The sequence below is a fragment of the Paractinoplanes atraurantiacus genome, assembly GCF_900215205.1.
GTDB classification, from domain to species: domain Bacteria; phylum Actinomycetota; class Actinomycetes; order Mycobacteriales; family Micromonosporaceae; genus Actinoplanes; species Actinoplanes atraurantiacus.
Genome location: NZ_OBDY01000003.1, coordinates 141,807 through 157,838 on the forward strand (window position 1 = coordinate 141,807; position 16,032 = coordinate 157,838).

The 16,032-nt window shown below is 70.8% G+C and carries 26 protein-coding genes and 1 pseudogene; all 27 read left to right on the top strand.

The genetic code is table 11. The features are described from left to right. Window positions 1-66 precede the first annotated feature (66 nt). The 27 genes and pseudogenes from CRP55_RS09820 to CRP55_RS09945 all read left to right on the top strand — a co-directional run bounded on the left by CRP55_RS09820 (window position 67) and on the right by CRP55_RS09945 (window position 16,030). Window positions 67-276, top strand: a complete 210-nt coding sequence (locus tag CRP55_RS09820; protein WP_097319374.1) for a BldC family transcriptional regulator — start codon at window positions 67-69, stop codon at window positions 274-276. Window positions 277-351: 75 nt separating this feature from the next. Continuing rightward, a complete protein-coding gene (locus CRP55_RS09825; RefSeq protein ID WP_097319375.1) occupies window positions 352-657 on the top strand; it encodes a hypothetical protein in 306 nt (101 codons plus the stop codon). Next, complete coding sequence (locus CRP55_RS09830; protein WP_179855108.1) at window positions 654-1,292, top strand: RNA polymerase sigma factor; 639 nt, start codon at window positions 654-656, stop codon at window positions 1,290-1,292. The genes CRP55_RS09825 and CRP55_RS09830 overlap by 4 nt, the downstream gene beginning before the upstream one ends. A gap of 32 nt (window positions 1,293-1,324) precedes the next feature. Further along, complete coding sequence (locus CRP55_RS09835; protein ID WP_179855109.1) at window positions 1,325-1,780, top strand: hypothetical protein; 456 nt, start codon at window positions 1,325-1,327, stop codon at window positions 1,778-1,780. Further along, the gene (locus CRP55_RS52880) at window positions 1,773-1,943 is read left to right on the top strand and encodes a hypothetical protein (RefSeq protein WP_179855110.1); all 171 of its coding nucleotides are present in this window, start codon (window positions 1,773-1,775) and stop codon (window positions 1,941-1,943) included. The genes CRP55_RS09835 and CRP55_RS52880 overlap by 8 nt, the downstream gene beginning before the upstream one ends. Then, window positions 1,940-2,251, top strand: a complete 312-nt coding sequence (locus CRP55_RS09840) for a DUF6011 domain-containing protein (RefSeq protein WP_097319378.1) — start codon at window positions 1,940-1,942, stop codon at window positions 2,249-2,251. Before CRP55_RS52880 ends, CRP55_RS09840 begins: the two co-directional genes overlap by 4 nt. Then, window positions 2,248-2,529 carry a hypothetical protein gene (locus CRP55_RS09845; RefSeq protein WP_097319379.1) on the top strand — a complete coding sequence of 94 codons (282 nt, stop codon included), beginning with the start codon at window positions 2,248-2,250 and terminating at the stop codon, window positions 2,527-2,529. Before CRP55_RS09840 ends, CRP55_RS09845 begins: the two co-directional genes overlap by 4 nt. A gap of 278 nt (window positions 2,530-2,807) precedes the next feature. Beyond that, window positions 2,808-2,990, top strand: a pseudogene (locus CRP55_RS54470) (response regulator transcription factor); the annotation flags it as partial. Window positions 2,991-3,088: 98 nt separating this feature from the next. After that, a complete protein-coding gene (locus tag CRP55_RS09855) occupies window positions 3,089-4,231 on the top strand; it encodes a glycosyltransferase family 2 protein (RefSeq protein ID WP_097319381.1) in 1,143 nt (380 codons plus the stop codon). A gap of 50 nt (window positions 4,232-4,281) precedes the next feature. Then, window positions 4,282-4,725 (top strand): hypothetical protein, encoded by a 444-nt coding sequence (locus CRP55_RS09860; RefSeq protein ID WP_097319382.1) that lies wholly within the window; start codon window positions 4,282-4,284, stop codon window positions 4,723-4,725. Between the two features lie 9 nt (window positions 4,726-4,734). Beyond that, entirely contained in the window at window positions 4,735-5,043 is a 309-nt protein-coding gene (locus CRP55_RS09865) for a hypothetical protein (protein ID WP_097319383.1), read from the top strand. Next, window positions 5,040-5,684, top strand: coding sequence for a 3'-5' exonuclease (locus tag CRP55_RS09870; RefSeq protein WP_097319384.1), 645 nt, complete (start codon window positions 5,040-5,042; stop codon window positions 5,682-5,684). Before CRP55_RS09865 ends, CRP55_RS09870 begins: the two co-directional genes overlap by 4 nt. 4 nt (window positions 5,685-5,688) lie before the next feature. Continuing rightward, complete coding sequence (locus CRP55_RS09875) at window positions 5,689-6,024, top strand: hypothetical protein (protein ID WP_097319385.1); 336 nt, start codon at window positions 5,689-5,691, stop codon at window positions 6,022-6,024. After that, window positions 6,014-6,619, top strand: coding sequence for a hypothetical protein (locus CRP55_RS09880; protein ID WP_143234516.1), 606 nt, complete (start codon window positions 6,014-6,016; stop codon window positions 6,617-6,619). Before CRP55_RS09875 ends, CRP55_RS09880 begins: the two co-directional genes overlap by 11 nt. Beyond that, complete coding sequence (locus tag CRP55_RS52885; protein ID WP_179855111.1) at window positions 6,619-6,765, top strand: hypothetical protein; 147 nt, start codon at window positions 6,619-6,621, stop codon at window positions 6,763-6,765. The genes CRP55_RS09880 and CRP55_RS52885 overlap by 1 nt, the downstream gene beginning before the upstream one ends. Window positions 6,766-6,909: 144 nt before the next feature. Continuing rightward, window positions 6,910-7,119: a hypothetical protein gene (locus tag CRP55_RS09885; protein ID WP_143234518.1), complete on the top strand. Its 210-nt coding sequence runs from the start codon at window positions 6,910-6,912 to the stop codon at window positions 7,117-7,119. Further along, window positions 7,119-7,589, top strand: a complete 471-nt coding sequence (locus CRP55_RS09890) for a hypothetical protein (protein WP_097319388.1) — start codon at window positions 7,119-7,121, stop codon at window positions 7,587-7,589. The genes CRP55_RS09885 and CRP55_RS09890 overlap by 1 nt, the downstream gene beginning before the upstream one ends. After that, window positions 7,586-7,978, top strand: a complete 393-nt coding sequence (locus CRP55_RS09895) for a hypothetical protein (RefSeq protein ID WP_097319389.1) — start codon at window positions 7,586-7,588, stop codon at window positions 7,976-7,978. The genes CRP55_RS09890 and CRP55_RS09895 overlap by 4 nt, the downstream gene beginning before the upstream one ends. Then, window positions 7,975-8,385: a hypothetical protein gene (locus tag CRP55_RS09900; RefSeq protein ID WP_097319390.1), complete on the top strand. Its 411-nt coding sequence runs from the start codon at window positions 7,975-7,977 to the stop codon at window positions 8,383-8,385. The genes CRP55_RS09895 and CRP55_RS09900 overlap by 4 nt, the downstream gene beginning before the upstream one ends. A 335-nt stretch (window positions 8,386-8,720) precedes the next feature. After that, window positions 8,721-9,836 (top strand): HNH endonuclease, encoded by a 1,116-nt coding sequence (locus tag CRP55_RS53875; RefSeq protein ID WP_097319391.1) that lies wholly within the window; start codon window positions 8,721-8,723, stop codon window positions 9,834-9,836. Next, the gene (locus CRP55_RS09910) at window positions 9,833-10,756 is read left to right on the top strand and encodes a hypothetical protein (RefSeq protein ID WP_097319392.1); all 924 of its coding nucleotides are present in this window, start codon (window positions 9,833-9,835) and stop codon (window positions 10,754-10,756) included. The genes CRP55_RS53875 and CRP55_RS09910 overlap by 4 nt, the downstream gene beginning before the upstream one ends. Further along, the gene (locus tag CRP55_RS09915) at window positions 10,753-11,127 is read left to right on the top strand and encodes a DUF6221 family protein (protein ID WP_097319393.1); all 375 of its coding nucleotides are present in this window, start codon (window positions 10,753-10,755) and stop codon (window positions 11,125-11,127) included. The genes CRP55_RS09910 and CRP55_RS09915 overlap by 4 nt, the downstream gene beginning before the upstream one ends. 194 nt (window positions 11,128-11,321) lie before the next feature. Then, window positions 11,322-11,633 (top strand): hypothetical protein, encoded by a 312-nt coding sequence (locus CRP55_RS09920; RefSeq protein WP_097319394.1) that lies wholly within the window; start codon window positions 11,322-11,324, stop codon window positions 11,631-11,633. Between the two features lie 461 nt (window positions 11,634-12,094). After that, window positions 12,095-12,604 carry a hypothetical protein gene (locus tag CRP55_RS09930; RefSeq protein WP_097319395.1) on the top strand — a complete coding sequence of 170 codons (510 nt, stop codon included), beginning with the start codon at window positions 12,095-12,097 and terminating at the stop codon, window positions 12,602-12,604. Further along, window positions 12,576-14,201, top strand: coding sequence for a terminase large subunit domain-containing protein (locus CRP55_RS09935; RefSeq protein ID WP_097319396.1), 1,626 nt, complete (start codon window positions 12,576-12,578; stop codon window positions 14,199-14,201). Before CRP55_RS09930 ends, CRP55_RS09935 begins: the two co-directional genes overlap by 29 nt. Window positions 14,202-14,210: 9 nt before the next feature. Continuing rightward, window positions 14,211-15,395 (top strand): phage portal protein, encoded by a 1,185-nt coding sequence (locus CRP55_RS09940; protein ID WP_143234520.1) that lies wholly within the window; start codon window positions 14,211-14,213, stop codon window positions 15,393-15,395. After that, window positions 15,392-16,030: an HK97 family phage prohead protease gene (locus CRP55_RS09945; protein ID WP_179855112.1), complete on the top strand. Its 639-nt coding sequence runs from the start codon at window positions 15,392-15,394 to the stop codon at window positions 16,028-16,030. Before CRP55_RS09940 ends, CRP55_RS09945 begins: the two co-directional genes overlap by 4 nt. Window positions 16,031-16,032 lie beyond the last annotated feature (2 nt).

A 16,032-nucleotide genomic window follows, 5' to 3' on the forward strand; every position in this document is an offset into this window, starting at 1 on the left:
GCCATCAGGACCCCCGAAACCGCCGCCTCCGCACGTCATCGGACGGCGGGCTCACGGGATCGCGCCATGAACGCGCCGGACCCGGATCTGCCGGAGCTGCTGACGTCCGGCGAGGTCGCGCGTCTGTTCCGCGTCGACCCGCGGACTCCTGCGCGCTGGGCCATCGCCGGGCGGCTGACCGCGATCCGCACGCCCGGCGGTCATCGCCGGTACAAGTCCGCCGACGTCCTGGACCTGCTGCGCCGCCCGGCCGACGAGCCGCCGGCCACTTCCTGAAAGCCGCGAGCCACGACCGCTGCATCGGCCATGGCTCGCAATCCCCGACCCACCTCTACGAAAGGTCGAGGCCCAATGGCCACGGTACACAACCTCGAAGAGATACCCCCGGACGATCCCGCCGCCCAGGCGCCGGTCGACAAGACGAAGCTCGACCTCGGCTACCTCGCGCTCGTGTTGCTGTCCGAGGGCGTCGACCGCGAGCAGATCGAGGCGGAGCTCATGCAGCCGGCGCACGTCGTGCGTGAGGCGGTTCAGGTCTACCTCGACCGGGTGCTGGGGTCGCTGCCGATCGTCGCCCGCGCCGGATGCGCGATGCGCGCGGACCTGTTCTGCATCACCCACAACCGCCGCCACCAGCCGGCCGAGGTCACGTCATGACCGTCGTCGCGCAGCGCACGCCGGTTGACGAGGAGGCACGGCTCAACGCGGCTCGCGCGTCGTTCGCACTCGCGCAGCGTCACCAGGCCGGGGACCGTGAGGCCTTCGCCGACATCTACCGGATCCACTACCCGGCGGTCCTGCGGTACATGGAGAAGCGGGTACAAAAACGGCACCTCGCTGAGGACCTGGCGCAGGACGTGTTCGTCAAGGCGCTGCGTCGTCTCGGGACTTTCGAGTGGCGCGAGCGGCCGATCGCGGCCTGGCTGATGACCATCGCGCGGAACCGCATCGCCGACTACTGGAAGTCCGCGGGCTACCACCTCGAGGTCCTGTCGGATACCGCCATGGACGGCGCGGCGTCGCCCGGCGGCGGCCTCATGGAGCCCACGCTGGCCGACGACCCCGAGACCACCGCGATCACCACGCTGGTCCGCGAGCAGCTGTTCGCCCTGATGCACGAGCTCACGGCCGGGCAGGCCGAAGTCCTGGTGCTCCGGTTCTTCGACGGCATGAGCGTCGCCGAGGCGGCCGCAGAACTCGGCATCCACGCGAACGCCTGCAAGGCCCTGCAGTACCGGGCGGTGCGCGCCCTGGCCGCCGCCGGCGGCAAGTCCCTGGCGGCCGCCCGATGAACACCATCCACACCACGTTCCACGGAGGACCTGTGACCCGCGTCCGTTCCCTGCTCGCCCGCCGCGGAGCGCGAGGACGAACGGTGCTGTATTTCGTGCGCCTGCTCGGCGCCAGCGTGCTGTTCGGTTTCGCCGTGCTTGTGCTGGCCATCCTGGTCCTCGCCGCGATCGTGACCGTCGACAGCAACTGGCCCGGCCTCGCCGGCGGAGTCGTCATCGTCGCGGTGTGCCTCGGCTTCCTGGTGCTGCCGAAGCGCGACACCGACGACGGTGACGAAGGCCCGGAGCCTTACGTCGAGCCGCCGCCGGTGTGGGACACCATCGACGGCATCCCGGTAATGCCGGACGGATACGCCGTCGGCCACCGCTGGGATGACGAGGTCGAATACTGGCGGGACCGGTTCGCCGCGCCGGCGTACCGGCCGCCACACGACTACCGGATCCGCCCGGCCGTCCCGCCGTCCGACCAGGCCGGCGACGATGGGTGAGCGCTACCGCCTGAGCCCGGGTGCCCGCCAGGACCTGGCCGCCGCCTGCGACGCGGGCCAGCGGCGGATGTCGGCGGCCGCCGACAGGATGCTCGCGACGATCGGCCGCCTGAACACCCTCACCGGCGGTCGCGGCCCGGCCCGGGCGGAGGCTCGGCGATGACCGAACAGCCGGTCGAGCCCGTCTACTGCGAGATCTGCAAGCGGAAGCTGCGGACGCCGGAGTCCCGGCGCCGAGGCCGCGGCCGGGTCTGCGACGAGAAGGTCAGCTCCCGCCCGGGCACGTCCGGGCGGAGCCGGGATCACTCGCCGCGCACCGGCGGCCAGGCGCCGATGCCCATGGTGGGGCCGGATCTGCTCGACGAGCTCGCCGCGAGCGAGCCGGCCGCGCAGCCCGGCCCGGACATGATCGCCTGCGAGCTGAGTCCGACGTGCCTGCACCCGGCACGCGGCCAGGTCCGGCCGTCGTGAGCCGCCGTCAGAACCGCAAGCACTGGACCCGTAAGAGCGGCCGCGCCGAAAGCCGGGTGGCGCCGCACCTGCTGATCGCCGACCCGCAGATCCCCGCGGACTACTGGGGCCGCTCGCGCTGCACGGTGTGCCGCCGTCTCGGCAAGGCCGGCGACGCCGACCACATCGACCCCGAGGCGCCGCCGGCCGCCCCGCCGCCGCGCCCTCTCGACCCTGATTTTGCCGAGGCCGCGCGGGCCCGTGACGCCGCGATCCTCGGAGAAAGAGACGACGAATGACTTCCCCAGTTCCGGCGCCCGCCTACGTCCATCGCCTACTCGACTCCCTGCTGAACGGCGCGCCGCTGCACTTCCGCAACCAGCCGGTCCCCGCCGACGTCCAGGACCGCATCATGAAGGCCCGCCGGGCCAGGCTGGAGTCTGGCCCGAAGCCTCCGCAAACCCCGGCCGGGCCACCCGCGGCGGCGCCGAGCAGCGCGCCGGCCACGCCCGCCTTGCCGCCGAGTTCCAAGGGCAGCCGCGGCACCGATCACAGCCTGGTCAGTGACAAACGGGCGCTGACCAACCGCGAGTGGCAGGTCCTGAAGGGCATCGCGGACGGCCTGTCGAACGCCGACATCGGCCGGATGCTGTACGTCAGCGAGGACACGATCAAGACCCACGCCCGGCGGTTGTTCCGCAAGCTCGACGCCCGCGACCGGGCCCACGCGGTGGCCATCGGCTTCCGGCGCGGGCTGCTGCGTCCGGAGGACATGCCGGATCTGGGCGACACCCTCTGCTCCGCCCAGTGCGGCCTGCCGTACGTGGAGCAATCCTGCGTCGTGCACGGGCGGCGGTCATGAGCGCGCCAACTCTGGTCGACGTCCAGGCTCCGGAGACCGCCCGGAGCTCGGCCGATGCGCGGCCGCGCCGGGTGGTCGCGATCGTGCCGGCCTACAACGAGGCGGCCGCGATCGCCGCGACGATCCAGTCACTGCGCGACCAGACCCGTCCGCCGGACCTGATCGTCGTGGTGCCGAACAACTGCACCGACGACACCGCCGCGGTGGCCGAGGCCGCCGGCGCGTACGTGCTCAAGTACCCGGGCCACAACGAGGACAAGAAGGCCGGCGCGATCAACTTCGCGCTGGATCGGCTGGAGCCGTATCTGATCGAGCAGCCGTGGCACACCGCAGTGCTCGTGATGGACGCTGACACCACCCTCGGCTCGGGCTTCATCGAGACCGCCGTCGACGAGCTGGCCGCCGGCGTCGGCGGTGTGGGCGGCACCTTCGTCGCCCGCCCCTCGACCACAGCGCTCGGCTTCCTGCAGGCCCTGGAGTTCCACCGCTACGGCCAGGTCGCCAAGCGGATGGGCTACCGCGCCTTCGTGCTCACCGGCACCGGCACCCTGTTCTCGTGGCAGGCGCTGCGTGACGTCCGCGAACAGCGCCGCCGCGGCGTGCTGCTCCCGAAAGGTGCGAGCTACTACGACACGCACAGCCTGACCGAGGACAACGAACTCACCCTCGCCCTGCAGACCTGCGGCTACCTGGTCCGCGCGCCCGAGGGCATGTGGGCCACGACCGACGTGATGGACACCGTCGGCAAGCTCGCCGGCCAGCGCAAGCGCTGGTACCTCGGCGCCCTGCGCAACCTGGCCCAGTACGGCAGGCGGATGCCCGGCCACATGCGCTGGACCTACTGGCGGCAGCAGAGCGGCCTGTTCCTGTCCGCGGTCGTGGCCGCGGTCTACCTGATCGCCCTGGTCGCCTCCCTCGCCGTGTTCGGCGGCGTCGACTTCCGCTGGTACTGGGCGGCGCCGACCGTGCTGCTGCTCATCGAGCGGGTCGCGACCGTCTGGCGGATGGGATGGCGAGCCCGGCTCTACGCCGCAGCGTTCGTCCCGGAGCAGCTCTACACCCTGCTGCTCACCTTCATCTACACCCGCGCCTTCTTCGCCTTCGTACGCGGCGAGCGTGGCGGCTGGGCCGCCACCTGACCGCGCCCTTCTTCCTTCCTCCCTTCCGGTTTCACGAAAGGCACACATTCATGTACGGCAACATGCTTCCCAAGACCGGCGTCGGCTTGGCTCTCGGCGGCCTCGCCCTCAGCGCCCTCGACCTGGCGTGGATCGGCATCGCGATCGCCGTGCTCGGCGGCGCCCTGATCACCATCGCCAAGCTGATGCCGCGCCGGGTCGCGATCGAGCCGATCCCCGTCGGCGTCAACGACAGCAGGCTCACGGTGACCGTCGACGGCCGGCCCGTCGGCGCCCGCGTCGGCGAGGACACCCGCCGCCTGCAGCTGCACGACAACGCCCAGCCCGGCCCGTACGGTGTCGCGAACTGGCAGGCCCCGCTGACCGAGTTCGAGCAGCGCGCCGGCGTCATACCGCCCAACGCGCCCGGCCGTCATCGGCCCGAGAACGTCACCACCCGGGTCATGGACGGCGCAGCGGTCCAGCAGGCCCTGCTACGCGACCGCGCGGTCTGAGGCCCACTCGTGGCCTCGATCGAACTGACGCCGGGCGCGGCCGCAGTACTCCAAGCGGTCGCGGCCGGCAAGGTCCGCCGGCACCGGCTGCGCGCCCACGAAAGCCCGGCGCTCGGCACCGACTTCGAGGACGTGCCCGGCCACGGCCCGGGCGGCAAGCGCAAGGCCACCGGCCGCCTCAAGCCGCTGATCGCCAAGAACCTCGTCGTTCTCCCGCCCGGGCCGCCCGACGCGGAGGCCTGGCCCTGGGCGACCACCGAGCTCGGCGACACCGTGCTCGAAATCCTCAACCGCGCTGAGCAAGAGAGCGATCAATGACCCGCATCGTCTTCATCGACACCGAAACCACCAGCCTGCGCCCGGACCGGCGCGCCTGGGAGATCGGCATGATCATCCGCCCCGACGCCGCCAGCACGCTCCACGACGTCGAGGAGCGCTGGTTCATCCGCGTCGACGACCTCGACCTGGGCAACGCCGACCCGAAGGCCCTGGAGATCGGCCGCTTCTACGAGCGGCACCCGGCGTTCGCTGAGAATCCCGACGGCGACCCGTTCGAGCCGGACGGTCTCTTGGAGTACTGGGTGATGCACAAGGTCGAGAGGCTGACCCGGGGCGCGCACCTGGTCGGGCTGGTGCCCAGCTTCGACGCCGAGGTCCTCGCCGCCCGGATGCGCGAGCACGGGTTCTGCCCGTCGTGGCATCACCGGCTGATCGACGCCCGCACGATGGCGGCCGGCTGGGTCGCCGCCCACAACCCGGACGTGGACATGCGGCCGCCGTGGAACTCGGAGTGGATGTGCGCGCAGCTCGGCGTCGAGCAGCCGTCGCCCGGCGACCAGCACACCGCGCTCGGCGACGCCCGGTTCGCCCGGGACCTCTACGACCGCGTCGGCGGTGCCCTCGGCCCGCGACCGGAGCAGCCGGCCCCGGACGTCGTCCGCTCCGAGCCGGGGGAGTAGCCCAGTGACTACCGAAAACCCCGCCTCCGCACGGCAGCAGATCGAGGACCGGGACAGAGCCGCTCGGGCGGCCGGCTTCGCCGTCGACGGCTTCCTGATCGACCACTACAAGGAGCTGGAGCGGGCTCCCCAGGTGGTCTACTCCCGGCTCACCGTCGAGGCCGCCCTGGGTTACCTGATCGGCCACGGGCTGGTGAAGGTGGCCCCGCAGGAGGAATGGCCCGAATGGCAGCCAGTGGAGATCCCGGAGCACCTGCTCCCGGACGTGGCGGCCGCGGTCGGCGGCAACGCGGCCCTTCGCAACCAGCTGCTCGGGAAGCGGGGCTCCGATGGCCGCTGATCTTCCGAGCGAGCAGCCGATGCCGATACCGAACAGCGCACCCTCGGTGCAGGGGATGGTCCGGGCCGACCTCGAGGTGCGCGAGCAGCTCGGCCGGCAGCGGTACGGCACCGCGCTGCAGCCGAACAACGGCCGTGACGCGCTGCGCGACGCCTACGAGGAAGCCCTCGACCTGGCCTGCTACCTGCGCCAAGCGATCGCCGAACGCGACGACGCGGGTGATGGCCTCGTCGACTTCGCCCGCGGGGACCACGTGCGCGTCATCTCCGCCGAGAAGATCGGCCAGGTCGTCAACGTGGTCCGGGAACGCAAGGAGTTGGGCGGCCGCGTGTGGGAGTACGACGTCGTCACCCACGACGGGATGAAGTACGCCGCCCAGCCGCGTGACCTGGCGCCCGCGCCGATGTACGTGCTCGTCGAGCGCTGCCTCGGCAGCGGATCGCGCGGTCCGCTGGTCTACGACGTCCACGCGACCAGCGACCTGGAAGCCATCCGGGCACGGGCGGCCGACCGGCAAGACGTCGCGGTTCGTGGTGGCCGGCCGAACGACACCTACCGCGTGGCAGAGCTGCGCTTTATCGACGGAGGTGCGTAATGGGTTACGGCCAGCGCTGCGGCGACCCCAGGATCCTCCTCCTCGCCCTGCTGTTGATGCCGTACGCCGTGGTGCGGTACGGCATCGACGCCGCCCGGAAGACACCGCCGCGTCCAAAGGCCGCCGGCGAAGGGCGGAAATCGTGAGCGACATTCCACCGCCGACGAACACTGACGCCGGCCGGCACCCGCTCGGCCGGGCCTGCAGCGACCCCAGAACGATCATGCTCGCGCTGCTGCTGATGCCGTACGCCCTCGTCTGCTACGGCATTGACCAGAGGCGAGGCCGCCGTGGCAAAGCTTGAGCTGCACATCTCGATCTACCCTACGGTCTGGGTCGTGGTGCTCAAGGAGACCGGGCTGCCGAAGTACGAGGTCAGCGAGAGCATCTGGGCCACCGAGCAGCTCGCCCAGGCCCGGGCGTTCGTTCTGGCCGGCGAAACCGGGCAGCAGTGGGAGGTCGTGCCCGCGAAGGTCGGCCACGGGTCGGGTGACACCTGATGGCCAGCCTTCGCAAGCTTCGTCGCCGCCAACTTCGCTGGGTGCGGTACGACAACCGCACCGCCCGCCACGACCGGGCCATCCCACCCATCAAGGTCCCGCCTGGCCTGATCCGTGCCGCCCGGCGGGTCGAGGCCGAGATCGATCGGCGCTTCTGGGCCGAGACGCCGGAGATCTGGCTTGGCGGCCCTGAGGGCGAGGCGGCCCTGATCGACGACGTCCTCGGCGAGCGCTGCTGCCTCACTGGCGAGCAGGAAGGCCACGACGGGCCGTGCGTCGTGGCCTGCGACGAGTGCAACGGCGACGGCCGGTGCCCGGACTGCGGCGGCGTCGACGACCTCGGCTGTGACCTGTGCGACGGCTCCGGTAGCTGCCCGCGCGGCTGCGATTCCGGCGAGGTCGTGGTGGAGGAGTTCTTCCCGGCGCGCGTCTCTGTCGAGACCGTGACCGTAGCGGGAGGACTGCTGTGACCGAGCCGACCGAAGACATGATCGTGGCCGCCATCGAAGCCGGCCGCGCCACGATCCTCGACGACGAGGTCGTCGCGGCGAAGGCCTGCGCGGCCGCCGTGCTCGCCATCGTCGACCGCGACCACGCCGCCGAGGTGGCCAAGCTCCGCGCCGACATCGAGATCGGCGGGCGGGCCAAGGCGCTCGCCCTGAAGCAAGCCGCCGACGTGGTTGCCGCCGCACGCGCCGTCGCCGCCGAACTCCGCACCCTCGCAGTCGACCAGCGTGCCGAGGCCGCGCCGTGGCTGCACACCAGTAGCCCGTTGCAGTGGGCGCCGAACCGGGCGGCCGAGGCGTACGAGCGGGCGGCCGGGATGGTCGAGCAGCTGGTCGGAGGCGAGCCGTCGTGACCGTCATTCAGCCCAACGTTCTCCTCCACGATGCACGTGGCGGTCAGTGGCGGCCCGCGCCGAGCTACCAAGACCGTGAGCCCAATGGTCCCGGCTGGCTGCTGCTGCGTCGCTCGGCCGACGGCGTCGAGATGCCGTACGGCCGCGTGCTCGCCGCCTTCGGCTACGGCACCAACGAGAACCGCTATCTGCTCGGCCGCTTCGATAACGGCGTCCAGCTTCGCGCCACCGCCGAGGCGTTCCGCTGCATCTGTAATCCCGACGACCTGTTCCGGCCGCCGAACCCCATACCCCGCGCCGTCGAGGGCTGCCCGGCCCACAAGGCCCGGTACGCCGCCCAGCAGTTCGCCGACCGCGAGCAGGACCGCGAGATGCGGCAGTCGATGAACGCGGACGGCGAACTGTGAGCGCGTTCGAGCGGGCAGCGAACGCCTGATGCCGCGACAGTTCGGCAAGATCGACCAGTCTGTCGGCTGGCCGACTCTGCCGTGCTGTCCCCACAAGCACCCTGCCTCCGCCTGGTGCCCACCGTCCGGCGTGTGGCTGGTGCTCACTTTCTGCCTGCAATGCGATGAGAAGACCGGCGTCTACTGCCGCGTCCACCGTGACAGGAACCCGCCTTAGAACCTCGTTTCCTTCGAATCGATTCTCGGCCCGGCCGCCCCTGTGTGGGGTGGGCCGGGTCTTCGCGCATCTAACGCGCAATTCAAGTTGATCAATAGACCTGATCTTGCGGGGGACAGTGCCTTACTGGCTCGAATCAGACGACTTCCACTCCTGGCCGGTGTGGGAAGTCCTCGCCGACGGCGTCGCCGACGTCGTCGACCGGCTGCAGGCCGCCTACGCCCGCTGCAAAAGCGAGGCCTCGCACATCCGCAAGGACGGCTACCTGACCGCCGGGACCGTCCGGCAGCTCTGCCGCGGCAAGGCCAAAACGGTGGAGCTGCTGTGCACGCCCGTCCTCGAGGAGAAGCCGCTGCTGCACCGCGAAGGCGACGACTGCGAGTGCCTCGGCGACAGCTGGATCAAGGGCTACGACTTCCGGATCCACAACTTCCTCAAGCGCAACCCGAGCCGGCGCGAGAACGACCGGCACCGCCAGCAGAAGCGGGACCTGGCCGACGCGCGCCTCAAGGGCATGGTGAAGCGCCGCGACGGCGCCTGCTGCCGCTACTGCACCTCCGGCCCGCTCAGCGCCAAGGCCGGCAAGGCCCGCGACCGGCGCAAGGTGCTGACCTTCGACCACGTCGACCCCGACAAAGCCGCCGGCGACGACGGCGCGAACCTCGTCGTGGCCTGCGCCCGCTGCAACGAATACAAGGGCAAGCGGACCCCGTACGAGGCCGACATGGTGCTACTGCCCGCGCCCACACCGGAGCAGGCCGCCGCCCTGGAACGCCGCCCGCAGCTGCTCGTCGACGTCCCCCCGGCGGTGGGCGCCGACCACCAGCCCATCAACGACGCATCACCCGCCGATCACCGAATCGCCGCCGAGATCACCGATCACCATCAACAACCGGGCGTTGATCTGATCACCGATCCGACCACTGATCGAAAACACGATCACACCGACGATCCGACACCACAGGTGCATCCATCGCCGGTCACACCAGCACCAGATCAGCGGTCCGACGCCGCCGCCGAAGGGTCTGGGCTGGGTCGGGGCGGGCCCCCCGATCAGATCCGGCCAGCCAGCCCCACCTCCGGGCAGGAACCGCGCACCTCGGAATACCCCGACGTCTACCACCGCCGCTCCCGCCTACCTGAGCCACCGCCCTACATCGCACCCCCGGAATGGCCACCACCCACCTGGCCAGACGGGGCAGTGCCCGCCACTCCACGAGAGGACGTCGAATGACCACCACATGCGTCCGCTGCGGCGCCCCGGCCGACGCCTTCGTCTGCCGGCGTGAATCCCGCGACCTCGCCGCAGCCCTCACCATTGCCGCCGGCCACGTCGAGGACGCCGGACCCGTGATCGCCCGGCAGGCCCGCTACGGCACCGGCGGCGGAGGCGACGGCGACCAGCTGCCCGGCGACCTCACCGCCGCCGACCGGCTCGCTCCGATCGCCCGAGCCCTCGGCCACTGGGTGGCCGTCGTCGCTCGAGCAACCGGCCGCGCGCCGCGGTGGCGAGCCATGGCCGGCCCGCCGTGCCCCGTCGGCGTCACCTGCCCACACAGCACCTGCGCCAGCATCCGCCGCCGGGTGGCCGGGCCGCCGCTGGCCCTGCAGGCCGCCTGGCTTTCCCAGCGCGTCGACGCGCTCCGCAGCCATCCCGAGGCCAAGAGGGCCTTTGGCGAGCTGCACGCCGCCTGCGACGACCTCGAGCGCCTCGTCGATCGCCCAGCGGACAAGGAGCTGGTCGGCGTGTGCGACTGCGGGAAGGTGCTCTACGCCCGGGAGGGCTGGACGGTCATCCAGTGCCCGCTCCCGACGTGCAAGCTCGTCTGGCACGTCGAGCGGTCCCGGGACATCCTGCGCGAGCACCTGGGCGACAAGCTCGTCACCGCGACGGAGGCCGCGCACCTGATGGCCTACATGGACAGCGACCGCACCCAGGACAACCTGCGCAAGCTCATCGCCGCCCGGGTCAAGTCCGGGCTGATCGTCGCCCACGGCGAGATCGTCGAAGAGCCCGACGACGCCGAGCTGAAGCTCGCCGAGCAGGAAGCGCGCGACCCGGCGCCCAAGGTCACCCCGACATACCGATTCGGCGAGGTGGCCGCGGCGATCGCCGCCGTCCCGCGCCGCAACCGCGAAGGAGCTGCAGCATGACCGATCCGACCTGGAGAACAGCGTTGAACCCGCGAACCGCATGGCTGAAGGCCCGGCTCGACGAGGACGAGCGCAAGATCGAAGCTATGGAGCGTGAGGAGAAGCGCGTCCAGACCGCCCCGGTCTTCCAGGGACATCCGAAGGGCTGGCTTGCGGGCGTGGAGATCTTCGTGAGCCCCACGCGGTGGCGGGCCGAGGTCGAGGCCAAGCGGCGGTTGCTGGAGTGGTGCATCAGGCTCGATCCCGGAGACGGGCTGGGCGGTCTCATGGCCTACGACGCGCGCAAGATCGAAAGCTGGCTGGCGATGTCGTACATCGATTGCGAGGGGTACTCCGACCTGTGGCCCTGGGGCCCGCACGTCGAGCGATGAAGGGTGACGCGCCGCACGAGAGTTGCCGAGGCTTGATCGCAGCCCGTACTATTCCGGCCTGAAAGCAGTCGATCACGCTGCCCAAATCTCGATCAAGGCCCGGCCTAGTGCCGGGCCTTCGTCGTCTCCTGGACATCCCGCCTCGGATGATCGGCCGATCTGATCATCGCGGCTGATCTCTACTGTGGATGACCATGGGAATCCGTGATGAGTGGAACAAGGCCAAGGCGGACAACGGCCTGGGCAACGGCGGCATCGCCCAGAACACTAAGCAACTCCAGCTTGGTGACGAAGCGGCCAAGGCCTACGCCGCCGGCGATTGGTACTTCACGCCGAAGCTCAACGCCCCAGCCACGCACCACGGCCTGTCCGGCAACATCTCCGACTGGGCCCGCATGATCCGAGCGATCACCGAGGCCGGCTGGAACCTCCAGCACTGGACAGTCGCCCAGGACGCACAGGGTCGCCCAGAGGCCTATCCGGTATTCATCCGTCGCCAGGCGTAGCCGGCATCCACCCAACGCCCACCGAGCGGCCCAGCCGCTGCGGTGGGCGTTGCCGTATCTGGTGGTAGGCGTGAGCAGGCACACCGAGGACAGCAAGGCCTATCGCCTCGTACGTCGTGAGTTCCTCGACGACAACCCCGAGTGCTGGATCTGTCACCACGGCGGAGCCAACCAGGTAGACCACAAGATCCCGAGGTCGAAGCGGGCAGGCCGCCTGGAGACATGGAACTGGCGCCCATCGCATGGCCCGCCGGGCTGCCCGGTGTGTGGTCGGTGCTGCAACCAAGAGCGTGGCGTTGGTGAGGCCGAGCCGCGGGCGTGGATCACCTCTCCTGACTGGTGATCAAGGCCCTGACCTGGTTTTTTAGCAAAACGGACATTTGACGACCCCGCGCCCAGCCGTTCTTTTTTTCTCCCCGGCAGGTCTGTGATCAGCCGGATCTGAGCGGGGGGAGCAGCCGGTGAGCGACTCGATCACCGCCGCGATCAGCGCGCAGATCGTCTATGCGCGCCAGCTCTCCGGCAGCACCCGCGACGACATCGCGGCCGCGGCCCGGAAGGCCGGGGCGCCGGCGACGTTCACCGCGGCCGCGCTGCGCAACCTCGAGGCCGGGCGGCGGTGCCCGACCGTCGACGAGGTCCTGTGGCTCGCCGACGCGCTGGCCACGCCGGTCCGCCAGCTGCTCGGCGAGCACGCGGACAAGTTCGGGCACGACGCCTACCGGCCACCGGAATGCGGCGCGGTCGAGGACGCGACCCGCACCGCGGTCGAGGAACTCGGCGACGACCTGACCGGCCGCCAGCGTGCCCTGGCCGCCGCGGCGTACGCCCTCGCCAAGGATCTCGACGGCGCCGGCGACAAGCGCCAGCCAGCTCAGCTGGCCAAGACGCTCGCCGACACTCTTGCCGCGATCTGGGAGCTCCAGCCGTTCGAGGACGACGATGAAGAAGACGACCTCGGCCCGGAGTAGCGGTCCACAGATCCAGCCGGTCGAGCTGCATGTCGGCATGTCGCCGGAAGAGATCTTCGCGGCGTACGGGCTGACCTGCCCGCCCCGGGTCGGCACGCTACGCAACCCAGCCCGCAAGACCTATGGCGGCCGGGTCGCGCGGATCCAGACGCTGCTGGGCCAGCCGCCGATGCCGTGGCAGCGCTACGCCGCCGACGTCGCCCTCGAGGTCGATCCGGAGACCCAGGCGCTGGCCTACCGCGACGTGACGTGCCTGGTGCCCCGACAGTCGGGCAAGACCACCCTGGTGCTCGGTGTAAAGGGCCACCGGGCGCTGGAGATGGGGAAAGAGGCCCGCCGGCACAAGCCCTCCCAGGGCCGGCGCCAGCGGATCCTCTACGCGGCTCAGAACCGGATCGCCGCGCGGGAGAAGTTCGTCGACGACCACCTGCCGATCCTCGAGGCATCGCCGCTGAAGGCCCGTTTCCGTACGCGGCTGACCAACGGGTCCGAGGCGATCATCTGGGACACCGGCGCGTACGACGGCATCACCTCCAACACACCGACCGCCGGGCACGGCAAGACCCTCGACCTCGGCTTCGAGGACGAGTTCTTCGCCGCCGAGGACCACCGCCTGGAGCAGGCTTACTCGCCGGCCATGGTCACCCGGTGGTCCCCGCAGCACTGGCGCGTCTCCACCGAGGGCACTGAGCAGTCGCTCTACCTGGCCGCCAAGGTGGAGCTCGGCCGGGAGATCGTGGCCGCCGGCGCCGCCACCCAGATCTGCTACCTCGAGTGGTCCGACCTCGAAGGCGATCGCGACGACCCGGCCACCTGGCTGCGCTGCATGCCCGCCCTGTGTCCGTCCGAGGACGACGAGTGCCGTTGCTCCCCCTACTGGCGGCACACGGTCACGCTGTCGACGATCCGCGGCGAGCTGGACAAGTTCCGCAACCGCACCGACGAGTTCGACCGGGCGTACCTGAACCGGCGTGAGGGGTCGGTGCTCGCGCCCGATCCGAACCTGCCGTCACCGGCAGTATTCGCGACCCGCGTCGACGAGCGCGCCCGGCCGGGCGAGGTGGTCGCCTTCGGCATGGAGATGACCCGGGCCCGCGACGTCGGCGCGATCGTGGCTGTCTGGCCGGGCGTGGACCACCACCGGCACATGAAGGTCATCGAGTACCGGCCCGGCATCGACTGGATGGTCGGCCGGGCGCTCGAGCTGCAGGAGCGGTGGAACCCGGTCGCCTGGGGCCTGGACGTCGTCGGCCCGGTCCGGGCTCTGCTCACCGCTCTCGTCGACGCCGGCCTGAAGCTGCCCAGCGGCGAGCCCGAGCGCGGGCAGCTGGCCACCCCGAACGCCGGCGACGTCGCCGCGGCGGCCGGAATGGTCGCCACCGGCATCCGCGACGGCTGGCTGTGGCACGAGGACCAGAAGGCGCTCAACGACGCCTACAAGCTCGCCCGCTCGCGGCCGCTCGGCGACTCGTGGGCGTTCGACCGCAAGGTCGGCGACTGCTCCACCCTGATCGCCGGCGCCGTCGGCCTGTGGGCGCTGGAGACCCGCAAGCACCTCGCCGTCGAGGCCATCAACCCGTGGGATCAGGTCTTCTAGGAGGCGCTCGTGTCCGTGTGGACGCGCATGGCGAGCTGGCTCGGCTACGGCCAGCAGCGCGCCGCCCAGATCGACCCGCTCGTCGCGGCGCTGACGCAGCGGTACGCCGGGTACGGCATGCCGGTCAGCCCGGAGTCGGCGGCCCGCAAGGTCGCGGTCGGCTCCACGATCCGGCTGATCACGAACACCGGCCGCACCATGCCGGTCCACGCCTACCGCGGCACCGGCGGCGCGACGGAGGAGCTGCCGACGCCGGCCATCCTCGAGGACCCGGACGGCACCGGCCGCGGCATCGACGACTTCATCGCCCAGGCGCTGTGGTCGCTGGCCGCGCGCGGCAACCTGATGGTGCACGTGCTGACCGTCAACGGGTCCGGCCGGCCGGAAACGATCGAGGTCCTGAACCCGGACCTGGTGCACCCGGAGGTCGACGGCGACGGCGCCCTGTGGTGGAAGCCGATGTCCGGCCCGCGGATCCCCGGCCGCCGCGTCAAGCACGTCCGGCTGTTCCCGGTGCCTGGCGTCGTCATGGGGCTGTCGCCGATCGAGCAGCACGCGGCGACCATCGGCGCCGGCATCGCCGCGGAGAAGTTCGGCTCGGACTTCTTCGACGCCGGTGGCCATCCGACGGCGCTGCTGAAGTCGGCGGCGCCGCTCAGCCAGTCGCAGTCCGACAGGGTGAAGTCGAAGTTCCGGATCGCCGCGGCGTCGCGGGAGCCGGTCCTGCTGCCGGACGGCATCGAGTACGAGCAGATCCAGGTCAAGCCCAACGAGAGTCAGTTCCTCGACGCGCAGGAGTACAGCTCGGCGGAGTGCTGCCGCATCTTCGGCCCCGGGTTCGCCGAGGCGCTCGGCTACGAGACCGGCGGCACGTACACGTACACGAACGCGGTCGACTCGGACGTGAAGCTGCTCAAGTACTCACTCGACGCCTACCTGACGCCGATCGATCGGGTGCTGACGTGGTGCCTGCCGAAGCTGCACTACGTGAAGCTGGGCCGCGAGTCGCTGCTGCGGATGAACCCGCTCGACCGGTTCCGGCTGTACGAAATCGGGTCGCGGATCGGCATCGACACCCCCAACGACCAGCTCGCCCTCGAAGACCGGCCGCCGGTGCCCTGGGGCGACAAGCCGTACGTCGTGAAGAAGACCAGCGACACCACGTCGTCGTCGCAGAACGGAGCCCCGCAGTGAGCCTCCACCTCGACCGGCGGGCCCGGTTCACGCGCCAGTTCACCGTCCGCGCCGAGCTACGCGCCGCCGCCGACGGGCCGACCACCCTGGACGGCTACGCGTCGATCACCGGCCAGCCGTACACGGTGCGCGACTGGCTGGGTGAGTACGAGGAGACCATCGAGCCGGGCGCCTTCAAGAAGACGCTGCGCGAGAAGGACGACGTGCGGCTGCTGCTCAACCACGACGGCCTGCCGCTGGCCCGCACCAGCTCGAAGACCATGACCCTCGACGAGGACAACGAGGGCCTGCACGTCGTCGCCGAACTGGACCGCCGGTCGCACCTGACGAACGACGTCGCCGTGGCCATGGAGCGCGGCGACCTCAGCGAGATGAGCTTCGCGTTCAGCGTGACCCGCCAGGAGTGGGACGAGGACTACACGCAGCGCTGGATCAAGGAACTCAAGCTGTTCGACGTCTCCGTCGTCACCTACCCGGCCAACCCGGCCACCACCGCGAAGCTGCGCGCCGTCGACCTCGAGCAGATGGGCGACGACGAGCTGCGCGAGCTCGTAGCCCGCGCACAGCGCCGCCTCGCGCCCCGAATCGACGCCGGCGCACTCGACGCCCTGCGCGTCGCCATCGACCTGGCCTGACG